Here is a 19,789-nt window from a genome sequence, read left to right on the forward strand (position 1 = left end):
CAAGGACAAATTAGCGCCCCCTAACATTGTCAATCCAACTTAATTGCGTGATCTACGGAAATCAATAGAAGCAGATCGCTTTGAAGATGATTGTTGTAGTAAAAAGTTAGCTTGCCTTACTGAGAAGCACGATCCGAGTGACAATCAACTCGACGAATGGATGCTGGACACTGTGGTTGAGACACATGCCATTTTGCGGTTAAAAGTCCGTCCAACTTCAGGCGTTAATGTCCGCTCTATCAAGCAAAGCATACTTTCGCATGAGTACTATGATGCGGAGAGAAATTTCTGCTTTTCGCTCAGAGCTGCCTGTCATGTCTGCTTAAGAAACGGCCTTAACGTAGGATATTTTCCGTTTTCCAAGCGGACCCCTAGATAGCCGCCGAACGTCATTTTTCATGGTGAACCCCCTATTTCACTACATCAAATAATTTCCCGCTCCGCGAGATGTGCAAGTGGAACCATACTTTTATGTAAGATCCCAAATACAACGAATTGATGCTCATGTTGGATGTAATAGATGACATGACTTGAATAAGGGAAGCTAAACACATTCATGCGTACCTCGGGTCTATTTTTCCCAAGGCTGGGTGTTTCAGCCAGCAGCAGAATCGTTTGTCTAAGTCCTGATAAATATGTCTTCGACTGAGTCGTTCCCCATTGGGCTAACGTAAAGCGGTGAATACCTATCAGATCAGATTGTGCATCGGGCGTTAAATGATAAGTTACCGGCATTAGTCATACTGCCCTGCGGCCAGCTCATCAAAAAAGGTATTACCATCAACCAAATTGCCCATTTTGATGTCAGTCATGGCTTTCACCGCTTTGGATTGAAGCAAATGTAATTTTAGTGTCTCGATACTTTGGTATGCATCAGCTGAAATAACAACGGCCACAGGCTTGCCATTTTTATTAATTTGGATTGGAGCTTGCTGAGCTTTGAGCAACAAATCTCCAAAGTGAATTTTTGCTTCATTGGCTGAAAGAGTGTTCATTTATCACCTTTAAACGAATCGTTCGATTCGCTCAATTTACACCAGTTGGACGATAAAAGTCAAAAATGCACCTTATCAAAATGTATACTATTTGATAGCTCTGGTTATTGCCTATCAAAACTACTATCATAAGTGCATTATCAAAACCTTTAAAGAGATATGGTAATTTATGTCCAAAGTTGGTTATGCTCGAGTGAGTTCCACGGGTCAAAGCTTAGAAGTGCAACTGGGCAAGTTACATCGAGCTGAGTGCAATAAGATATATCAAGAAAAACGCAGTGGGAGGACGGCTGAACGGTCTGAATTTCAATCTTGCATGAGTTATTTACGTGAAGGGGATACCCTAGTGGTCACCCGACTCGATCGTCTTGCTCGCTCAGTCGTCCACTTAGCCCAGATTGCTTCGCGTTTTCAAAGTGAAGGTATTGATTTGCTCGTTATCGATCAGAACATCGATACGAGCACTTCGACAGGGCGACTCATGTTCAATATGTTGGCAGCTATTGCTGAGTTTGAAAATGACTTGCGGACAGAGAGACAAGCTGAAGGTATCGCAAAAGCACATGAAAATGGAGTTAAATTTGGTAGGCCTGTAAAACTTACAGACACCTTAAAACAAGCTATTTATGATAAAAGAGCTGAGGGGGCCACTATTGGTCAGCTTGCCAAGGAGTATCACCTTGGAGAAGCTTCTATTTATCGGGCTATAAATTCAGTTAAGCAATCAATTGTTTCCCCTACTCGATAGATATTAAAGAGCTGCGAGATTATGGAAAATTCAAAGCGCCAAATTCCTATTGTTATTGATACCGAGCGTAATGAGCCCATTTGGGTTGCATCATTAAGTTGGATCTATGAGCAGCATGAACTACAAGAAATACGTCAAGCCAACATAAAACACCATCGTTTCGTCTGCCAAAACTGTAAACAACTGGTGTATCTTCATGCAAAACGAGATGACGATAGCCGGCACGGGCATCAATATTACTTTAGTCATCCAGAAGGGATCGATTGCGATTGGAAGTCTGATAGTAAATCTCGTGCGGAAATTTACGCTGGAGTAAGTGAGGGAGATAAACATTGGCAAATGAAAGAGCTACTCGCTAAGACACTTATTAACCTCCCCAATTGGGAAGTGGTGGATGTCGATACACAGTTTGTTTTTAGCCTAGACAAACTCAAACGTGCAAAACCCGATCTCCATGCTCGTTATTTCGGTACAGATGTTGCGTTTGAAATCCAACTTCGTAGTGAATCCCCAAAAGTCATCCTTGACCGACAACATTTCTATCAGGAAAAAGAATGGCCATTGATTTGGCTAAGTGCCGAGAATGAAGATCAGATCCTTGATTTTTTTGATAAAGAAAGAATTGCGGTAAAACAAGTCCAGAAGGATATTGCCTTTTGTAACCGAGGGAACTGGTTCATTTTCAATAAATTCTTAGCTTCCCAATCACTCGAAAAAAAGCAGCTTACGATATTAACGAAAGTGTGGGAACCCAGCTTAGCTGGTAAAAAGATTTATTATGATTGGTGCCAATATAGTGTTTGTAGTGGCACACTGAATTTGGCCACCTAATAAGAAATGTTATGATCTCATTCATAGCAAATTTAGGTGACAAAATGAATAAAAGTAAACGTGCTCGATATAGCGCAGCGATTAAACTCGAAACTGCCCAATTAGTCATTGACCAAGGCTATACACAAGAAGCGGCTGCCAAAGCCATGAACGTAGGTAAATCAACGGTCAGTAAGTGGGTAACGCAACTTCAGGTTGAACGCAAAGGGCTTACTCCTAAAGCCTCACCCATGACGCCTGAGCAGATTGAGATTAGGGCACTTAAACGTGAAATTGAGCGCATAAATCTCGAGAAAGAAATCTTAAAAAAGGCTACTGCTCTATTGATGTCGGACTCGCTGAACAATTCTCGATAATCGAGAAACTCAATCAGAGCAATAAATATCCTATTTCAGTGTTATGCCATGCATTTAACGTGAACCGTAGTAGTTACCGTTATTGGGTGAGTCACGAGCATATTGTGACGTCAGAGCAGCGACGTTTAGAATGTGAAATCAAAGCGATACATGCACAAAGTAACCAGTCCGCGGGTGCGAGAAACATTGCCACTATCGCTTCTGAACGGGGTTTTACACTAAGTCGTTATCGAGCCACTAGGCTAATGAAAAAGCTAGGATTAGTCAGTTGCCAACAACCGAAACATCACTACAAGAAGGCTGGGCAGGAGCACGTCGCTATCCCCAATATACTCGAACGACAATTTGCAGTGGTTGAACCAAACACCGTCTGGTGTGGCGATGTCACTTACATTTGGGCGGGTAATCGCTGGTGCTATTTAGCGGTTGTACTGGACTTATTTTCCAGAAAAGCGGTGGGTTGGGCAATGTCATTTTCACCAGATACTGAGTTAACGGTGAAAGCACTGGAAATGGCATTTGAATCACGGAGTAAGCCTAAAAACCTGATATTTCACTCAGACCAAGGCAGTCATTACACTAGCCTTAAATACCGTCAACGGCTGTGGAAATATCAAATAACCCAGAGCATGAGCCGTCGAGGTAACTGCTGGGATAATGCGCCAATGGAGCGATTTTTCAGGAGTTTAAAAACGGAATGGGTGCCAACGCAAGGCTATAAGAGTTTTATTGAAGCTAAACAAGATGTGACTGATTATATTATTGGCTATTACAGCCAAGTCAGGCCACATCATTATAATGCAGGATTAAGCCCAAATGAATCAGAGCGAAGATTTTGGGAAGATTCTAAAGCCGTGGCCAAATTTAGTTGACCACTTCACAGCTACACCAGATGAAATCTATCAGAATATTGAAATGCTGTTCAGTAAAGAGGCCATAGACTGGGCGCTGATCTCCTGCCACTTACCTGATATGTTGCAGGTTGTCCAATCCATCAGAGCCGGGCGGCTTTCACCTTCAACTATTCTGCGAAAATTAGGCACAGCCAGTCGGAAAAATAAACTGTACTTTGCATTCCGCGAACTGGGTCGAGTGATAAGAACGCAGTTCTTGCTGGAATATATTGGCGATGATGAACTACGTCGTGTTATTCAGGCAGCGCAAAATAAGTGTGAAGGTTTTAATCAGTTCACTCAATGGGTTCACTTTGGTGCTGATAAAATCACGGATAACGTACGTGATGAACAACTCAAGGTAATAAAATACAATCATTTAGTTGCTAATCTTGTGATTTTTCACAATTGCCAAACGCTGACTCAGGTCTTAAAAGAGCTGGAAGCAGAGGGGATGGCTTTAACTCCCGAACTTCTGAGCACGTTTAGTCCGTACCGTACTCATCATATCAATCGCTTTGGTTTATCCGAGGTAAAAGAGCGTCATCCCCCACCTGTTAGCTATGACATTAAATTCTGACAGAGCAGATGTGGCAAGGGTTAGGAGGCGATCTTACACATTTACGCACGAATCCTTACGCCTAGCCGTAATGGCTAAGTCGCTAAACACTTGAGGGCGACCTTTCTTGGGCTGCTCGACTTTGGCTTTCCACTTAGCAATTGCATCCTCATCGATCCAGAAGGTAAGTGAACCGCGGTTGATTAAGGCTTGGTTGTATTGCTTCCAGTTGGTTGTTTTATAGCGAGGTTTTGACACGGTTGATGGGTAAGTTGATAGGCGATGCCGATCAGATCTGCGGCTAAGGTTTTAGTTCAACCTATTTAGGAAACAAAGCCAATCGGGGGATTTAAGTGGCACACTCATCAACGTAAACAAAGCGTTGAGAAAGCCTTCTAGCGCACGCAACGATAAATTAAAGATGCATTTGACCATCAACGCGGTTTCAATCGCCACATCACTATAGCTAAACCCGCGTCCACGCCCGCCATGATGTTCATGGCAGTACCACGCGTTTACTGCAGCTTCATCCACCCAGAAGGTGAGCGAGCCACGGCTCACTAACGCTTGGTTGTATATTGATTTGCCCATGTTGCCGTCCTGAAGGTGAGTCAGGAGATCTGATCATGGCAACACCGATTAGTTCACTGATTTGTTCAACAAATTCCCCTACCACAACTTAAGTTGTGGGCGCAGCCAGCTTTGCATGCCATTGAGTCCTATCAGTAACAAGCCCTTTATCGGGCCATGCAGGGCGAGCATATGCCTGCGATATAAGGAAGCATAGACAAAGCGGGCCAGACATCCTTTAATGGCTATTCCCCCGCCGATAAATGAAAGCATATTGCCAACAGTGTAAAACTTAGACATGTTAACAAATCCTCCCAGATCCTTATAAAGATACTCTTTGAGCTCGGCATCCTTATCCTTTAATATGCGAATCAGGTTGTCACCGACCAGCAGTGCCATCTGACGGGCTGTCTGGCCTCGGGCAGGCGTGAAAGAGCCATCCGGCTGTGGGCAGGCGGCACAGTCACCGAAGGAAAAAATACGCTCGTCAGTAGTAGTTCGGCAATTGGCGAAAACCATGAGCTGGTTCATCTTGTTAACTTCGAGTCCCAGGGTGCCCAGAACGTCAGGGCCTTTTACTCCCGCCGCCCAAATCATCATATCTGATTTAATGAACAGCCCCTCTTTAGTGTACATTCCCTCCGGCGTTACTTGAGTAACACTAGTATTGGTCATAATGTTCACGCCCAGAGCGCGTAGCTGTTTATCTACGGCCCCGTACAGGCACTCCTTCTTCAGGCCCGGCATCACGCGATCGGCAGCTTCAATCAGGTTAACCCTCAACAGATCTTCTGCGATCTCGTATCCATAACCTCTCAGAGTGTCGGCAATGTGGTGCATCTCGGCAGCCATCTCAGTGCCTGTTGCGCCAGCCCCTACGATGGTAATATCGAAATGACCATGCTCAGGATTCTTGGCATGCTGCAGGAATCTGTTGAGGATTTTCTGACGTATATTCATGGCCTGTTCGGTCAAGTCTAAAAAATCACAGTGTTCACGAACACCAGGAATAGCGAAATCATTGGTGATCGCCCCTATGCCTATCACTAGATAGTCGTAATCAACATGACGCGCAGGGAGAATTTCATTGCCTTGCAGATCTTTCATCGCGGCTAGGGTGATATTTCGATTTTCACGGTCGATGCCAGTCAGGGCACCCTGCTCAAAGTTATAACTATTTTGAGCGGCTTGAACGCGATAATCGACGGCATTTATCCCTTCATCCAGACTACCAGCCGCCAGTTCATGTAAGAGCGGTTTCCAGATGTGGTGGCTGCTGATATCTACTAGAGTAATATTGGCTTTGCCACGCTTACCCAGTTTTTTGCTGATCTTACCCAGCAACTCCATACCACCGGCGCCGCCACCGATCACAACAATATTGGTCATTACAAACTCCAAATACATAGCTAAATTGTCCCGGGCATTTAGCCCCACAGAACCTCTCAGGCTTGCGCCTATTTGTTTTCGTTTCGAATGTAAAAAGACCAAATTCTGAGCATTGTTGCTTTAATTAAGCGACTCTCGATTGTTCTTTTTTGGCAAGCTGGCTAATCAAGAATTAGATATCGGCATCAGACCAAGTAGCACTTGGGGTAAATCACATTCACTTTGATGGTGTATTATATTCATATACAGAAAAAGCGTATTCCTTTTGTTTGGCAAATTACTTTTACTAATGTGTAATAATGTAGATGATGAAATACAGGCATGACAATATTAGCTTGGAAAAGGATCGTTAAGTATTAACCCAAATGCAATGGATTTACTCTTCAGATGAGCGGTTTATTATTGTTGGGGGTAAGAGTGAATTACCGTTAAGGGGATTGTTATTGTGATTTGAGTAGATAAAATTGCTCGCTTAAATCTCTTTGAGCTCCGGGTTACTGCCAGGGCAAGAATTATGCAGTCGATCACACCGGACAAAGGCTTTACCAAGCAGATGTTGACTCAGGCGAAACAGTATAAGCAGCATCTTAGCCAGCAGGCGTTATCCGAATCTGAGAAAACCCTCTTTCAAAATCTGGCCCGAGAGTCATTGCGAAAGCAGCAAGCGTTAGAGCTAAATGAGGAAAATACGTTTAAACACTTTCTCAAGACTTACCTTGTGGCGTAAGCCCTAAATGAATCCGATGACACATTCTGAGTGATTGACTTCAAGCGACTCTAAGCTTGATTAGTTAGTAATGGGTAGAAGAATCTAATGACTGGTGGTGGGTCGAAATAATGGCGTTTGGATGACGGTGCAAGATCAAATTGATAAATATATTTACATAACAAGTAAGTTTTAAAAAATAGGAGGCTGAATGGCAGGTGGTTGGTCTAAAGACGGCGCGGCACAAGATCAAATAGACAACAGTGTTAAAGATGGCGTAGCCAAAGCTAGGAGTCAATTACTAGTCGGTCAAAGTCTACTTTTTTGTGAGGAATGTAAATGTCCAATTCCTGAGGCTCGAAGAAAAGCCGTTGCAGGTGTTCGACTCTGTGTTGGCTGCAAAAGTAAGTCGGATATAAGACAAAAAAGAGGTAAGCAAGGTTAATTGCTGTGCCAGTAAAGATAGTCAGTTGAGGTAAGTTCTGAATTTAAAAATCATTGAACATGAGGTTCAATACTTACCTAGGGTCTGTTGATCTTTCGAGAGTAATTTTTAGACAGCATGGCAAGACGTTATAATTTGCTTCGCCAAAAGTAACCATAACCTCAAGCCATGCCAAGACTTATGCTAACCGATGCACGCTGGGAAAAGCTATTTCATTTAATGAAAAGCACAGGCCGTGTTTATGACAAACCTGAACATAGACAAACATTCGAAGGTATTCTTTACCGCCTTAGAACAGGTATCCCTTGGCGAGATTTACCTAAAGAGTTCGGTCATTGGAGCACGGTCTTTAGACGGTTTCATTTATGGTCTAAGAAAGACGTTCTAGCACATTTATTCAAGGCATTAGCCAACCTTGCTGATATAGAATGGGTCTTTATTGATGGCTCGATAGTGCGGGCTCACCAGCACAGTGCAGGTGCAGCGACGCTAAATAATGAGAGTATTGGTAAAAGTCGAGGCGGTAATTCAACCAAAATTCACTTAGCCGTCGACAGCGGAGGATTACCGATTTATTTCGAATTATCAGAAGGCCAAAAACACGATATTACACACGCCCCCAGCTTAATTGAGCACCTGAAGCAGGTTGATACCGTCATTGCAGATAAAGGTTATGACAGCGATGCTTTTTGTGAACTTATCGCAAATAAAGGCGGTAAATCTGTTATTCCAAGGCGCCGCTATAAGAATACACCTCAAGAAAGAGTCGATTGGTGCTTATATCGGTATCGACATTTAGTGGAGAATGCTTTTGAAAGAATTAAGCACTATCGAGCAATATCAACAAGATATGACAAGCTAGCAAGAAATTACGCCAGTATGGTGTCACTGGCGTTTATGTTAATGTGGCTGCCGATGTGTTGCTGAACAACATTTGTACAGCAAAGATCAACAGACCCTAGTTAATGTTTGGCTTATTTGTTATCTAAAACCAGATGCTTAGGTCTGCCATGCCATTACTTATTGCAAAGAAGGCAACAATCAATTATTACCCTCTAGCAAAAGTAATTTTCATAATGGAGGGATTATTAATCTCGGAGCGCTAGTTATAATAGTTGTATATTAACCATGGCGCTTATTCGGTAAGACCGCTATTCAAATATTATCAATTTAGGATATTAAGATGACAGCACAAATACTTAAATCTAAAGCTGCAGTCGCCTGGGCTGTAGGCGAGCCACTATCGATCGAAATCGTCGATGTTATGCCACCACAGAAGGGTGAAGTACGTGTCAAGATGATCGCGACTGGCGTTTGTCATACCGATGCCTTTACTCTTTCTGGCGATGATCCAGAGGGTATCTTCCCTTGTATCCTTGGCCATGAAGGCGGCGGTATCGTCGAGTCCATTGGTGAGGGCGTGACAAGTGTTCAAGTAGGTGACCATGTTATTCCACTCTACACGCCTGAGTGTGGCGAATGTAAATTCTGTAAGTCTGGCAAGACTAACCTTTGTCAGAAGATCCGTGAAACCCAAGGTAAAGGTTTGATGCCAGACGGAACTAGCCGTTTTTCGAAAGATGGCCAGATAATCTACCACTACATGGGAACCTCGACCTTCTCTGAATACACAGTATTACCTGAGATTTCACTAGCGAAAGTGAACCCTGATGCGCCACTTGAAGAAGTATGCTTGTTGGGTTGTGGTGTGACTACCGGTATGGGTGCGGTAATGAATACTGCTAAAGTTGAAGAGGGTGCTACGGTTGCTATCTTCGGTATGGGTGGTATAGGGCTATCGGCAGTTATCGGTGCGACTATGGCTAAGGCGTCTCGCATCATAGTTATTGACATTAACGAAAGTAAGTTTGAATTAGCCGGTAAACTGGGTGCTACGGATTTTATTAACCCGAAAGACTACGACAAGCCAATTCAAGACGTGATTGTTAAGTTGACCGACGGCGGCGTCGATTACTCGTTTGAGTGTATCGGTAACGTTAATGTGATGCGCTCTGCACTTGAGTGCTGCCATAAAGGTTGGGGTGAGTCAGTGGTTATTGGTGTTGCAGGTGCAGGTCAAGAGATTTCGACTCGTCCATTCCAGTTAGTCACGGGTCGTGTATGGAAAGGCAGTGCATTTGGTGGTGTTAAAGGTCGCTCTGAACTACCAGAATATGTCGAACGTTACCTGGCAGGTGAGTTTAAGTTGAGTGACTTCATCACTCACACCATGAGTCTTGAGCAGGTCAATGATGCATTTGATCTTATGCACCAAGGTAAGAGTATCCGTACTGTTATTCATTTTGATAAGTAATACTCATCGATAAGATACTCATCCTGCAGCTTTGGCTTAGTCAGTGTTATCACAGGCTAAGTCGGAGCGATTAAGGAGGCTCAAGCGTGACAATTGAAAATATTAGTGTTAGTAAGAGTTTTGGTGGTTGGCATAAACAGTATTGTCATCACTCCCAAACGTTAAATTGTGGAATGCGATTCGCTATCTATCTGCCACCACAAGCATCAAGTGGCAAGAAGGTCCCAGTTCTGTACTGGCTTTCAGGTTTGACTTGTACCGATGAAAATTTTATGCAGAAAGCGGGGGCACAAGCACTGGCTGCAGAGCTTGGTATTGCTATCGTCGCACCGGACACCAGCCCCAGAGGCGAGAATGTCGCCGATGATGAAGGCTACGATCTTGGTAAAGGGGCGGGCTTTTATGTCAATGCGACACAGGCACCGTGGAATCGCCATTATCGAATGTACGATTACGTCGTCGATGAACTGCCAAAACTGATTGAATCTATGTTCCCTGTCAGTGATAAACGTTCTATTGCGGGCCACTCAATGGGCGGGCATGGTGCGTTAGTTGTCGCGCTGCGTAACCCTGATACATACCAGTCAGTATCGGCCTTTAGCCCAATCAGTAACCCGATTAATTGTCCTTGGGGCAAGAAGGCGTTGACTACCTATTTAGGCCGAGATTCGGCGACATGGATGGAATATGATGCCAGTATCTTGATGCGCCAGGCGACCCAATTTGTACCGGCTCTGGTAGACCAAGGTGACGCTGATAACTTTCTTATTGAGCAGTTGAAGCCCGAAGTGCTCGAGGCTGCTGCTAAGGTTAAGGGTTACCCTCTAGAGCTTAATTATCGAGAAGGTTATGATCATAGCTACTATTTCATCTCCAGCTTTATCGAAAACCATCTGCGTTTTCATGCCGAGCATCTGGGCAAGTAATTAAACTTAAACCAGTAACTTATTTTAACTAATAAGATCTGACTGAAAAGGTGTTGTCATTTGTGGCGAGACCTTTTTATTTTTGGGTACCTATCTTTATTACAAATGGGTAAAAGTCATTTGTTATTTTACCCGATTACCATCTAAGTCAATATCAATATAATAGCCGCAACAAATCATTATTTCTATCAAAGCAGCGGACTTATTCTGTCGAACATTTTAAATTTAAGGCTTATATTATGAGTTGGATCTTTCTATTACTAGGTGTCATGGCTGAAGCCTTATCTCATGTGGCGCTTAAGGCGACCGATGGTTTCACGCGACCACTCCCTGCTGTCATGGTGATTTTGGGGCATTTGACGGCTTTTATTTTCTTGGGCCAGGCGATGAAGGGAATGCCTGTCGGCGTAGTACATGCGCTCTGGGCTGGAATGGCTATTGTTACAGTGACACTTCTGTCAGCACTCTTCTATCGTCAGCATCTGGACATGACAGCTTGGATTGGCATGCTGTTGGTTGCCCTTGGTGTGATAATGATCAACCTATCTCAGGGGCATAGCCACTAATCCATATACCCATCTCATAAAAAACCTATTATCCGTTTAGATAATAGGTTCCGTTTTAATCAAAAATGTCATTTATCAAAAAGATGTTACTCACATTTACAGCTGGACAATGTGCTAACTCAGTTCAGAAATATATGGCTAGGCTTATAAATCGTAACGCATACCTACATTAACTATCGGTGCTTTTCAAGATAGCTGCCACTCTTTGCTTAAATATTAAGCTGTATTTATAACGTCTTCGGTTGAAGCTTTATCTGGGTTTAACGTCATCGGTCCCACCGCCTGGCGTTGTTGAACAAATCCTTGAACTAATCGGTGTTGCCATGATCAGAGCTCCTGACTCACCTTCAGGACGGCAACATGGGCAAACCAATACGTAAAATTGTTAATTGGAAGCAATGCAACCAAGCGTTAGTGAACCGTGGTTCGCTCACCTTCAGGGTGGATGAAGCTGCAGTAAACGCGTGGTACTGCCATGAACATCATGGCGGGCGTGGACGCGGGTTTAGCTATAGTGATGTGACGATTGAAACCGCGTTGATGGTCAAATGCATCTTTAATTTATCGTTGCGTGCGCTAGAAGGCTTTCTCAACGCTTTGTTTACGTTGATGAGTGTGCGACTTAAATCCCCCGATTACACTTCTATCAGTAAACGCGCTAAGACAGTCAATGTTCAGTACCGCAACCCCAGTCGCAATCCCATAACGCATGTGGTTGTCGATGCTACAGGACTAAAAGTGTTTGGTGAAGGCGAATGGAAAACCCGCAAGCATGGCAGCGAAAAACGCCGCACATGGCGTAAGTTGCACTTAGCCATCGATGCAAGCACTCACGAAGTCGTTGCCGCTGAAGTCAGTCTTGTGTCAGTAGGCGATAATGAAGTACTGCCGACCTTACTCAATCCTTTACGGCGAAAGATAATGCAGGTATCGGCAGATGGGGCTTATGATACAAAGGGTTGTTATCAATTACTGCGACGTAAAGGCTGCAAAGCTACCATCCCACCGCGCTCAAATGCGGGGTTATGGGAAAAGGGGCATCCACGCAATGAAGCGGTAGAAGCACTGAAAGCGGGTCAGCTGAAACAATGGAAAATCGATAATGGCTATCACCAGCGCTCTCTAGCAGAGACCGCCATGGGCCGATATAAACAGTTGAATAGTCCAATGCTGAGTTTACGTGATTACAATGGGCAAGTCGCAGAGGTATTGGCCGGTGTGAAGGCGATGAACAAAGTCATTAGACTGGGTATGCCCATTCGTCAGCAAGTTGCTTAATCAGCCAGAAGCCTTGGAACGATTACGTTCTATGAAATGATTTAATCAACAACGCCGTGTTTATACAGTATTATTGAGCTTTTGTGACACATAGTAGAAATCAAGCCTGTTCAGTTCACGAGGTACTATTAAGAATAAGAAACAATATGCTAAATTCAATCAACTAAAATCGTTTTTGCACAGCTTCAGGAGATACGAGGGAACCAAAGTATGCATTCTCGTTTTGATAAAAGGTGAATTGAGGATGATGGTTAAAAACTGTTGTGGATTAAACAATTATCATTATACGTTTTACTGATCTAACCTGAATAAACGCGCAAGACGTGTATACAAAGCTTAGAGTTCTTCAAGATTTATTATCACAATTTGGAGTATATATATGCCCTATGAGTTGGGTAGCAGGTTAGTTATTGGCTGTAGTGGTTGAGTGCGCTATATCGCCATCATTTTGATGGTTTGGCAGAGAAGGTTGTTTCGGTGTCCGTTCAATATCAAGTTGACACCATTACTCAAGAATTAATCGATTTACTTGAAGCGGGAAGTGAACAATGAAACCTCTTTTATTGTTAGTTAGTGTTTTGGTGTTATTTGGTTGTGCTGAACGATCTAAAGAGCCGGTGTCATATAAAGGTGTATATACATACGGCTTTGAAGTCAGCGTGTTCTCACCAGATAAAGAAGCTAAAGAGTATTGGCTATATTCTGAAAACCAATCGCTCGAAGAAGTACAAAACATGTTGACGAATACCATCATTGAAGCAAATGGCGATAATCCATACCCAAGTGTCCACATTGAGTTTTATGGGGTTGACGAGGGACAGCCCTCAATAAATGATGGTGAAATCCCTTCTTCTTATGATGCGTTAATGAACGTATCAAAAGTCGTTAACATAGGAAAAATTTAACGATTTGGTTAGTACCAAGGTCAGTGCTTTTTAGGGGACTGTCGCAAAGCAGACGAAGTAAACTAAAGTGTTGATGATGTGCAGGCATTAATTTGGAGCATGCCACGGCATGACACTTCCCATCAGATATCATCATGCAAGCGCTACGATATTACCTAGCCAATAAACTTAGTTACCGTGAAATTGAGGAAATGTTCGCGGAGCGAAACATTCATTTTGACCACTCAACCTTGAACCGCTGGGTTATCAAATATGCACCGCAGTTCGAAGCCATATTCAGGAAGACAAAGCGTCGAGTATCTGGCTCGTGGCGAATGGATGAAACTGTTCTGGTCTAATCCCATCGGACACTTAATTTTGAGACAGTAGGGTCAATAAATTAAGAGGTCTATATGAGTCTGAAGAAATCACATAAGAGTTATCCGCAGGCATTTAAAGATGAAGCTGTCTTGATGGTGCTAGAACAAGGTTATAGCGTTGCCGATGCGGCAAAGTCTCTTGGAGTTAGCACGAGCCTGCTTTACAGGCTGGAAGGAAAAACACCAAGCCCTGTAACAAGGTATCACCTTAGAAGAGTCTGAGTGTGATGAGCTAAAGAGATTGCGTAGAGAAAACAGAGAATTACGCATGGAGAAAGAAATTCTAAAAATACCCAAGGGGCACGCCGAGGCAAGCGCCTTCTTTGCGAGAGAAATGAAGTAAGATTTCGTTTCATCAAACTGCAATCTCAACTGTTTCCCATAGCACTGTTATGTCGAGTAATGAGTGTCAGTAAGTCAGGCTATTACGATTGGCATAAACGCCCTGCAAACGTGATAAGCGTTGAAACACTGAAGCTTTATCGCCTTGTTCGACAGCTATTTAAACAAAGTCGAGGCAGCTTAGGTGTAGCGGCTTGCACACATAATCCCTTCGGCGCGATTACATCCGCCAAACTGGGTTCACATTAATTGATAATAAGCGGTGCCGCCGACTCACATTAACTGCCAATGGGGGCAGATTAACTAACAACGGGCTTGCATTCATCTAGGCGGACTCACATTAATTGCCACTAAACTGCCATGAGCCAACAAGCTCGTAGAGAGTCGAGATATGCTGTATCAGCGGACAAGCAACAAGGCCTTAATGTAGGTTAACTTTACATTTTTGGCGCGTTGGGCAAATTCGGTATAATTAAAACTGCTCCCTGAAGCCTTCGGCTATTTTCTCCAGTTGGTTCATTAAGCCGGTATCACGATCAGTATTATCGACATCATTCGGCTTGTTCTTATCCCAATGTTTAATGATGGCTATCAGTAGGTAACAATGACTGTTGAAGAAACCAGGGCAATACACCAGCACATAACCGCTGGTCCGTTTGAACTGCACAAGCTTGAGCGGAAAACCTGCAGCTTTGAAATGCAGATGTTGTAATTCAAGATAAGAGCGGTTATGGGTAAACAGGTAGAAACCATTGACAATCCAGGGCGAGAGTGGTTTATTTTTAAACGCTATGTATAGAAGATAATCCACTCTATATACTACAAAGCGATTCCTGTTTATTTAACACTCAATTGCCGTCTATTTTGCGAACGAGTTTAGATTGTAAAACGTTCACGCTCTTACCCTAATTGACAACCATGGTTTCCATACTATTATAATTTAAAATCTGACATTTTGGATTCTATTAGCGATATCCATTATTATGCCTGTGGAGCAAACTCTGCTGCAGCTTTACGGTGAGCGGTATAAACGGCTTCGCCATCACTTTCAGCATCAAAGATAACCGTCACATCTGGTGAGAAAATAATAACATCGCCTACTTCGGCAACATATTTATTACCTTGCTGGTCTCGCATAATAATTTTACCTTTCGTCACAACTTTATATTCTACAGAATCATAGATGTATTCAAATTCGACGCCTGGTTGCATGATGAAGTGACCAATTGTCAGTGCGTTTGAATTATTGGTAACAGCAACTTCAGCCATTTGGCTTCGCAAGCCTTCAATTTTAATAATTTCATTTAGTTCATTCAATTTTAATGAGCCTGCTTTAAATAGCGATATCCCAGGCTTATCTGTCAATGTGGTCATATGTTGTTTTTCCATTTAATTTAACATAACCCACCAATAAGGGTGCTTTATGCATTATTTGTGTTTGTTTTGCATTTACATACAGGCTATTAAAAGTAGCAATTATATATTCAAGGCTTTCTTTAATTCTTTCAATGCTAATTTCGCACCTATAAATTTAATTTCGTTCCATCAATGTATATATCGATCATGGCTACCGCTAAAATCTGACATAAAAAGTGTCGTAACAATTTTTTATTAAATCCTGTACCTCCCAGAACGGCAGGGCGAGGGCGTGAGTGGTTGATTTTTAAACGCGATGTATAGAAGATAATCCTATCTACATATTACAAAGCGATTCCTGTTTATTTAACACTCAACTACCGTCTATTTTGCGAACGAGTTTAGATTGTAAAACGTTCACGCTCTTGCCCTGCCCAGAACGGGAATTGATTGATGAAACAGAAACGAACTTAGCCGTTATTCGCTATATGAGTAGCGATGGCATCCATCAATACAGGAGATAAGCAGTCGTAAGGTTCCAGTCCCAACTCTTTAAGGGTGTTACGTACATCCCCCATGGATTCAGGCGCTGCGCCCGACTCGATGATCGATGACACAAACGCCGCAAACTCTGGTGCAGACCAACCTTGTTCTGAAGATAGTTCCGTATGGACGAAATCTAAACCATGGAAGGGGTGGCCCGTGTTTTCGATGCGGCCAAACATATGCGTGCCGCACTCTTTGCAGGCATAACGCTGAATAGTTGCCGATTCGTCGATAATGATCAATTTGTGAGAATTTTCAGTGACGCTCACCTTGTCACGTGCGACAACGGCGACTTGAGAAAACAAGGCTCCTTCTGGCTTCCAACATTTGCTACAACCGCAAACATGATTGTGGGCAGTCTGAGCACCAACGGTAACTTCAACGGGCTTACTGCTGCACTTACAGAATAAATAACCGCCAGAAAAGCCATCACGACCGGCAACAATACCGTTATCGACTTGAGGGTGAATTAAAGTTTTAATAGTGATTACTCCATGGATATTTAGTTAAGACAACCTCCACCTGAGGCTGTTTGGTTTGAATTACATAGCTTTCTTGAAAATATTAATAATATCTTCAGTGGTTGCCTTTCTTGGATTTGTTAAGGAACAGGCATCATTCAGGGCGTTGATTGCCATAAGCTCAAGCTTGCCCTCCTTAACACCAAGATCAGACAGTTTCTGATCTGTGCCAACCGAAGCAGATAGTTTCTCGATAGCAAGGATGCCAGCTTCAGCTGCATCGACTAACGTCATGCCCACAGTATTTACACCCATTGCTTTCGCCACTTCGGCAAAACGCTCCACTTTTTCAACCGCGTTAAAACGTGACACTATCGGTAACAAGATGGCGTTACAGAGGCCGTGCACCAGATCATAGACACCACCGAGTTGGTGAGCCATCGAGTGTACATAACCTAATGAAGCATTAGAGAATGCCATACCTGCAAGGTACTCACCGTATTGCATAGCCTCACGAGCCTCACGATTTTCACCATTGTTAACTGCCGCCTTCAGGTTTTGGGCAATAAGCTCAATAGCTTTAACTGCTGAGGCATCGGTTATTGGCGTTGCTGCCGTCGACACATAAGCTTCTATCGCATGAGTCAATGCATCCATGCCTGTCGCTGCCGTGAGGAACTTAGGCATTGCAACCATCAACTCTGAGTCGTTTACTGCAATTATTGGAGTTAGGTTTTTATCTACAATCGGGTATTTAGTTTCATCTTCCTCATTGGTCACGATGGCAAATATCGTCATCTCTGCTGCAGTACCAGCTGTAGTATTCACAGTCACCAGAGGTAGTTGTGGCTTAGCCGACAGATGAACCCCTTTAGAGTAATCACGAATGTGGCCGCCGTTGGCTGCGACCAATGCGATGCCTTTAGCACAGTCGTGTGAAGAACCTCCGCCGAACGAAATAACGAAGTCACATTTTTGCGCTTCGAGCAGAGCCAAACCCTGTTCAATATTTTTTTCTGTCGGGTTCGGCTTAACGCCATCAAAAATTACGAATGCGATATCGTGAGCAGATAACTGATCTGTCAGCTTATCCACCAACTTGATATCTACTAATGCCTTATCTGTAACAATCAGTGCCTTGTTGAAGTTTCTTGCCTGCAGTTCTGTGCCTAACAATTTGATAGCATGTTGTCCCATCAGAGACATTGGAGGCATATAAAATGTAGTACTCATTTGTCTTTCCTCGTATTGAATAAAAAAGGGTAAATTTGCTAATGGGTCAGTAGTTTTGAGGCGATAAACTGGCCTGGGTTGATGTCAAAGCCTGAAGATCTTCGCCTGTATTACTTGGATAACGAGGATTATATTCCACTCAAAAGTAATGATAATCCCATAATTTCGGAAATATCTTTTCCTTCTCAGTAACAATTTTGAATGTGAAAAGCGCTACCCCTATGTGGTGTGAGAACAAAATGAAATTCACTCTTATTTAGGATACAAATTGCATCCACAATATTTTTGACGATAATGAGTATTATTGAAGACCTATAATTACTGGGAAGCAACAATGTTTAATTGGGAAGGCGTTAGCGAATTTGTAGCCGTTGCAGAGGCAGAGAGCTTTACCAAGGCCGCAAAACAGCTTGGGATATCTACCGCGCAAGTCAGCAGGCAGGTCAGCGCATTAGAAACCCGAATGGCTACTAAGCTGTTTCACCGCACCACACGTAAAGTGTCGGTGAGCGAAGTGGGTCGGATCTATTATCAACACTGCAGGCAAGTGCTGAATGGATTAGAAGAGGCCGAGCGCGCGATTACCAATTTACAGAGTACACCGAGAGGGCTGTTAAAAATTACCGCTCCAGTAACTTATGGTGAAAAAACGCTTGCGCCGCTGGTGAACGATTTTATCGCTAAATACCCAGAGCTTGAAGTAAAGATAAATCTGACGAATCAGAATGTCGACTTAATCGATGATGGGTACGATCTCGCCATTCGACTCGGACAGCTTAAAGACTCGAGTATTATGGCCAAAAGACTAGGCTCAAGAACTCAATATGTTTGCGCCTCCCCAGATTATGTTTCAACTTTTGGAATACCTCACTCACTGTCTGAGCTGGAACAGCATAACTGTCTGTTGGGAACATTAGATTACTGGCGATTTCAGGAAAATGGAAAGACGAGAAATGTCAGGGTTAAGGGTAATTTGATCTGTAACAGTGGCTATGCACTCGTTGATGCCGCGATAAAAGGCATAGGCATCATTCAGCTACCTGAGTACTATGTATTGCCTTTTTTAGAAGATGGACAGCTTGTTCCACTGTTGGAGCAAAATCGTCAACCTAAAGAGGGGATCTGGGCACTCTATCCTCACAACCGGCACTTATCACCTAAAGTGCGCATGCTACTTGATTATCTGAGTGAAGCTCTGAGTTAAGTTCTGAGTTAAGTTCTGAGTCCGTGGGAACTTGAGCATCCACAGCATGACACTCAACTTTGCTACAGAACCCCTATTTCGCCCCGTATCTTCCTTCCAGCGGGGCATGTTTTTGCCTTAGAATGAATCAAATCTTTAGAGAATTGATTCATCGGTTTTTAGCTCATTCAACTTAGCTGCTTTGGCAATGGTAGAACGACTGCATTTAAGCAGACTCTGCACTTGTGACCAGCTTTTCCCTTCATCGAGTAGTAACCGAATATTTTGCCTTAATCCATGGTCAGGCTGACGTCCAAGGTATTTGCCTAAGGTTTTGGCCTTTTCGATGCCTTGCGCTTGTTGCTTTCTTCTTGTCTCGTAATCATCTCTGGCCATTGCCGCGGCTAAATCAATCATGAACTCAGTTAGTACCTTTGCGATCATGGTATGTTCTTCTGTGCCACTTAAGATCCCATGTGTCATTGGCTGGTCAACGACCACAATATGAATATTGGCTTTTACCAATTTACTTTTTAGGACCTTCCATTGCTCGAAGGGGAGGCGAGACAATCTATCGACTTTTTCTATGAGTAAAACATCGCCAGGGTGAGAGTCTATGATTAAGCGCCCAAGTTCAGGCCGTTCAATTTTCGTCCCTGATTGCGTCTCAGTATAAAAACTGGCAATGCGAACATTTTTACTGTCTGAAAACTGAACCAACTCATTTCTGGCTCGATTGGCATCTTGTTCATCTGTTGATGCGCGTAGGTAGGCCCGCCCGAATAAACATTTTGCCTCATTTGGTGTTTTTAGGATGTGTTTTACGAT

21 protein-coding genes and 4 pseudogenes are annotated in these 19,789 nt (G+C 43.3%); 15 read left to right on the forward strand and 10 right to left on the reverse strand.

The genetic code is table 11. The features are described from left to right. Window positions 1–423: 423 nt before the first annotated feature. Together L2717_RS13035 and L2717_RS13040 are read right to left on the reverse strand one after the other, a co-directional pair. A complete protein-coding gene (locus tag L2717_RS13035; protein ID WP_107881346.1) occupies window positions 424–735 on the reverse strand; it encodes a type II toxin-antitoxin system RelE/ParE family toxin in 312 nt (103 codons plus the stop codon). Continuing rightward, window positions 735–995, reverse strand: coding sequence for a type II toxin-antitoxin system Phd/YefM family antitoxin (locus L2717_RS13040; RefSeq protein WP_011638898.1), 261 nt, complete (start codon window positions 993–995; stop codon window positions 735–737). The genes L2717_RS13035 and L2717_RS13040 overlap by 1 nt, the downstream gene beginning before the upstream one ends. Before the next feature lie 169 nt (window positions 996–1,164). Here L2717_RS13040 and L2717_RS13045 point away from each other — a divergent pair, with 169 nt between their 5' ends. The 4 genes from L2717_RS13045 to L2717_RS13060 all read left to right on the forward strand — a co-directional run bounded on the left by L2717_RS13045 (window position 1,165) and on the right by L2717_RS13060 (window position 4,403). After that, window positions 1,165–1,743: a recombinase family protein gene (locus L2717_RS13045; RefSeq protein ID WP_107881344.1), complete on the forward strand. Its 579-nt coding sequence runs from the start codon at window positions 1,165–1,167 to the stop codon at window positions 1,741–1,743. Between the two features lie 21 nt (window positions 1,744–1,764). Beyond that, window positions 1,765–2,574, forward strand: a complete 810-nt coding sequence (locus L2717_RS13050; RefSeq protein ID WP_246611747.1) for a DUF6035 family protein — start codon at window positions 1,765–1,767, stop codon at window positions 2,572–2,574. Window positions 2,575–2,618: 44 nt separating this feature from the next. Beyond that, window positions 2,619–3,802, forward strand: a protein-coding gene (locus L2717_RS13055; protein ID WP_220773352.1) for an IS3 family transposase whose coding sequence is annotated in 2 segments (ribosomal slippage) — window positions 2,619–2,874 and window positions 2,874–3,802 — 1,185 coding nt in all. Because the reading frame shifts where the segments join, the coding sequence is not laid out codon by codon here. Beyond that, window positions 3,747–4,403, forward strand: coding sequence for a Tn3 family transposase (locus tag L2717_RS13060; protein WP_220773351.1), 657 nt, complete (start codon window positions 3,747–3,749; stop codon window positions 4,401–4,403). The genes L2717_RS13055 and L2717_RS13060 overlap by 56 nt, the downstream gene beginning before the upstream one ends. 66 nt (window positions 4,404–4,469) lie before the next feature. On the opposite strand, the pseudogene L2717_RS13065 reads toward L2717_RS13060, so the two are convergent. The 3 genes and pseudogenes from L2717_RS13065 to L2717_RS13075 form a co-directional block, all read right to left on the reverse strand. Then, window positions 4,470–4,640 (reverse strand): annotated as a pseudogene (locus tag L2717_RS13065) (transposase); the annotation flags it as partial. A gap of 60 nt (window positions 4,641–4,700) precedes the next feature. Then, window positions 4,701–4,973: pseudogene (locus L2717_RS13070) on the reverse strand (transposase); the annotation flags it as partial. A 78-nt stretch (window positions 4,974–5,051) separates the two neighbouring features. Further along, window positions 5,052–6,341: an NAD(P)/FAD-dependent oxidoreductase gene (locus L2717_RS13075; protein WP_107881336.1), complete on the reverse strand. Its 1,290-nt coding sequence runs from the start codon at window positions 6,339–6,341 to the stop codon at window positions 5,052–5,054. Window positions 6,342–6,855: 514 nt separating this feature from the next. Between L2717_RS13075 and L2717_RS13080 the strand changes: the two genes are divergently transcribed. From L2717_RS13080 to L2717_RS13125, 10 genes and pseudogenes are all read left to right on the forward strand, one after another. After that, entirely contained in the window at window positions 6,856–7,068 is a 213-nt protein-coding gene (locus L2717_RS13080) for a hypothetical protein (protein ID WP_181317829.1), read from the forward strand. A 190-nt stretch (window positions 7,069–7,258) separates the two neighbouring features. Next, window positions 7,259–7,492 carry a DksA/TraR family C4-type zinc finger protein gene (locus L2717_RS13085; RefSeq protein ID WP_281421736.1) on the forward strand — a complete coding sequence of 78 codons (234 nt, stop codon included), beginning with the start codon at window positions 7,259–7,261 and terminating at the stop codon, window positions 7,490–7,492. Between the two features lie 168 nt (window positions 7,493–7,660). Then, the gene (locus L2717_RS13090) at window positions 7,661–8,419 is read left to right on the forward strand and encodes an IS5-like element ISSod6 family transposase (protein WP_220773350.1); all 759 of its coding nucleotides are present in this window, start codon (window positions 7,661–7,663) and stop codon (window positions 8,417–8,419) included. 256 nt (window positions 8,420–8,675) lie between these two features. Beyond that, a complete protein-coding gene (locus L2717_RS13095) occupies window positions 8,676–9,806 on the forward strand; it encodes an S-(hydroxymethyl)glutathione dehydrogenase/class III alcohol dehydrogenase (protein ID WP_107881332.1) in 1,131 nt (376 codons plus the stop codon). A gap of 86 nt (window positions 9,807–9,892) precedes the next feature. After that, complete coding sequence (fghA, locus tag L2717_RS13100; protein ID WP_107881330.1) at window positions 9,893–10,732, forward strand: S-formylglutathione hydrolase; 840 nt, start codon at window positions 9,893–9,895, stop codon at window positions 10,730–10,732. A 239-nt stretch (window positions 10,733–10,971) separates the two neighbouring features. Continuing rightward, window positions 10,972–11,298 carry a DMT family transporter gene (locus L2717_RS13105; protein ID WP_107881328.1) on the forward strand — a complete coding sequence of 109 codons (327 nt, stop codon included), beginning with the start codon at window positions 10,972–10,974 and terminating at the stop codon, window positions 11,296–11,298. A gap of 360 nt (window positions 11,299–11,658) precedes the next feature. Further along, window positions 11,659–12,576 (forward strand): IS5 family transposase, encoded by a 918-nt coding sequence (locus L2717_RS13110; RefSeq protein WP_107881326.1) that lies wholly within the window; start codon window positions 11,659–11,661, stop codon window positions 12,574–12,576. Between the two features lie 548 nt (window positions 12,577–13,124). Then, a complete protein-coding gene (locus L2717_RS13115) occupies window positions 13,125–13,481 on the forward strand; it encodes a hypothetical protein (protein WP_107881324.1) in 357 nt (118 codons plus the stop codon). Window positions 13,482–13,615: 134 nt separating this feature from the next. Beyond that, window positions 13,616–13,813 (forward strand): annotated as a pseudogene (locus L2717_RS13120) (IS6 family transposase); the annotation flags it as partial. A 60-nt stretch (window positions 13,814–13,873) separates the two neighbouring features. After that, window positions 13,874–14,368 (forward strand): annotated as a pseudogene (locus L2717_RS13125) (transposase); the annotation flags it as partial. A gap of 286 nt (window positions 14,369–14,654) precedes the next feature. Here the strand turns inward: L2717_RS13125 and L2717_RS13130 are convergent. From L2717_RS13130 to L2717_RS13145, 4 genes are all read right to left on the reverse strand, one after another. Further along, entirely contained in the window at window positions 14,655–14,993 is a 339-nt protein-coding gene (locus tag L2717_RS13130; RefSeq protein WP_246611776.1) for a type II toxin-antitoxin system YafO family toxin, read from the reverse strand. 170 nt (window positions 14,994–15,163) lie between these two features. Further along, window positions 15,164–15,556: a cupin domain-containing protein gene (locus tag L2717_RS13135; RefSeq protein ID WP_107881435.1), complete on the reverse strand. Its 393-nt coding sequence runs from the start codon at window positions 15,554–15,556 to the stop codon at window positions 15,164–15,166. A gap of 452 nt (window positions 15,557–16,008) precedes the next feature. Beyond that, complete coding sequence (gene gfa, locus L2717_RS13140; RefSeq protein ID WP_107881433.1) at window positions 16,009–16,566, reverse strand: S-(hydroxymethyl)glutathione synthase; 558 nt, start codon at window positions 16,564–16,566, stop codon at window positions 16,009–16,011. 60 nt (window positions 16,567–16,626) lie between these two features. Then, window positions 16,627–17,778: an iron-containing alcohol dehydrogenase gene (locus L2717_RS13145; RefSeq protein ID WP_107881431.1), complete on the reverse strand. Its 1,152-nt coding sequence runs from the start codon at window positions 17,776–17,778 to the stop codon at window positions 16,627–16,629. A gap of 334 nt (window positions 17,779–18,112) precedes the next feature. Here L2717_RS13145 and L2717_RS13150 point away from each other — a divergent pair, with 334 nt between their 5' ends. Then, window positions 18,113–18,982, forward strand: a complete 870-nt coding sequence (locus L2717_RS13150; RefSeq protein ID WP_220774046.1) for a LysR family transcriptional regulator — start codon at window positions 18,113–18,115, stop codon at window positions 18,980–18,982. Between the two features lie 135 nt (window positions 18,983–19,117). Here L2717_RS13150 and L2717_RS13155 read toward each other — a convergent pair whose 3' ends face one another. After that, the gene (locus tag L2717_RS13155; RefSeq protein WP_107881429.1) at window positions 19,118–19,777 is read right to left on the reverse strand and encodes a recombinase family protein; all 660 of its coding nucleotides are present in this window, start codon (window positions 19,775–19,777) and stop codon (window positions 19,118–19,120) included. Window positions 19,778–19,789 lie beyond the last annotated feature (12 nt).

Origin of the sequence: Shewanella glacialipiscicola (assembly GCF_023283485.1) — a bacterium.
GTDB lineage: Bacteria > Pseudomonadota > Gammaproteobacteria > Enterobacterales > Shewanellaceae > Shewanella > Shewanella glacialipiscicola.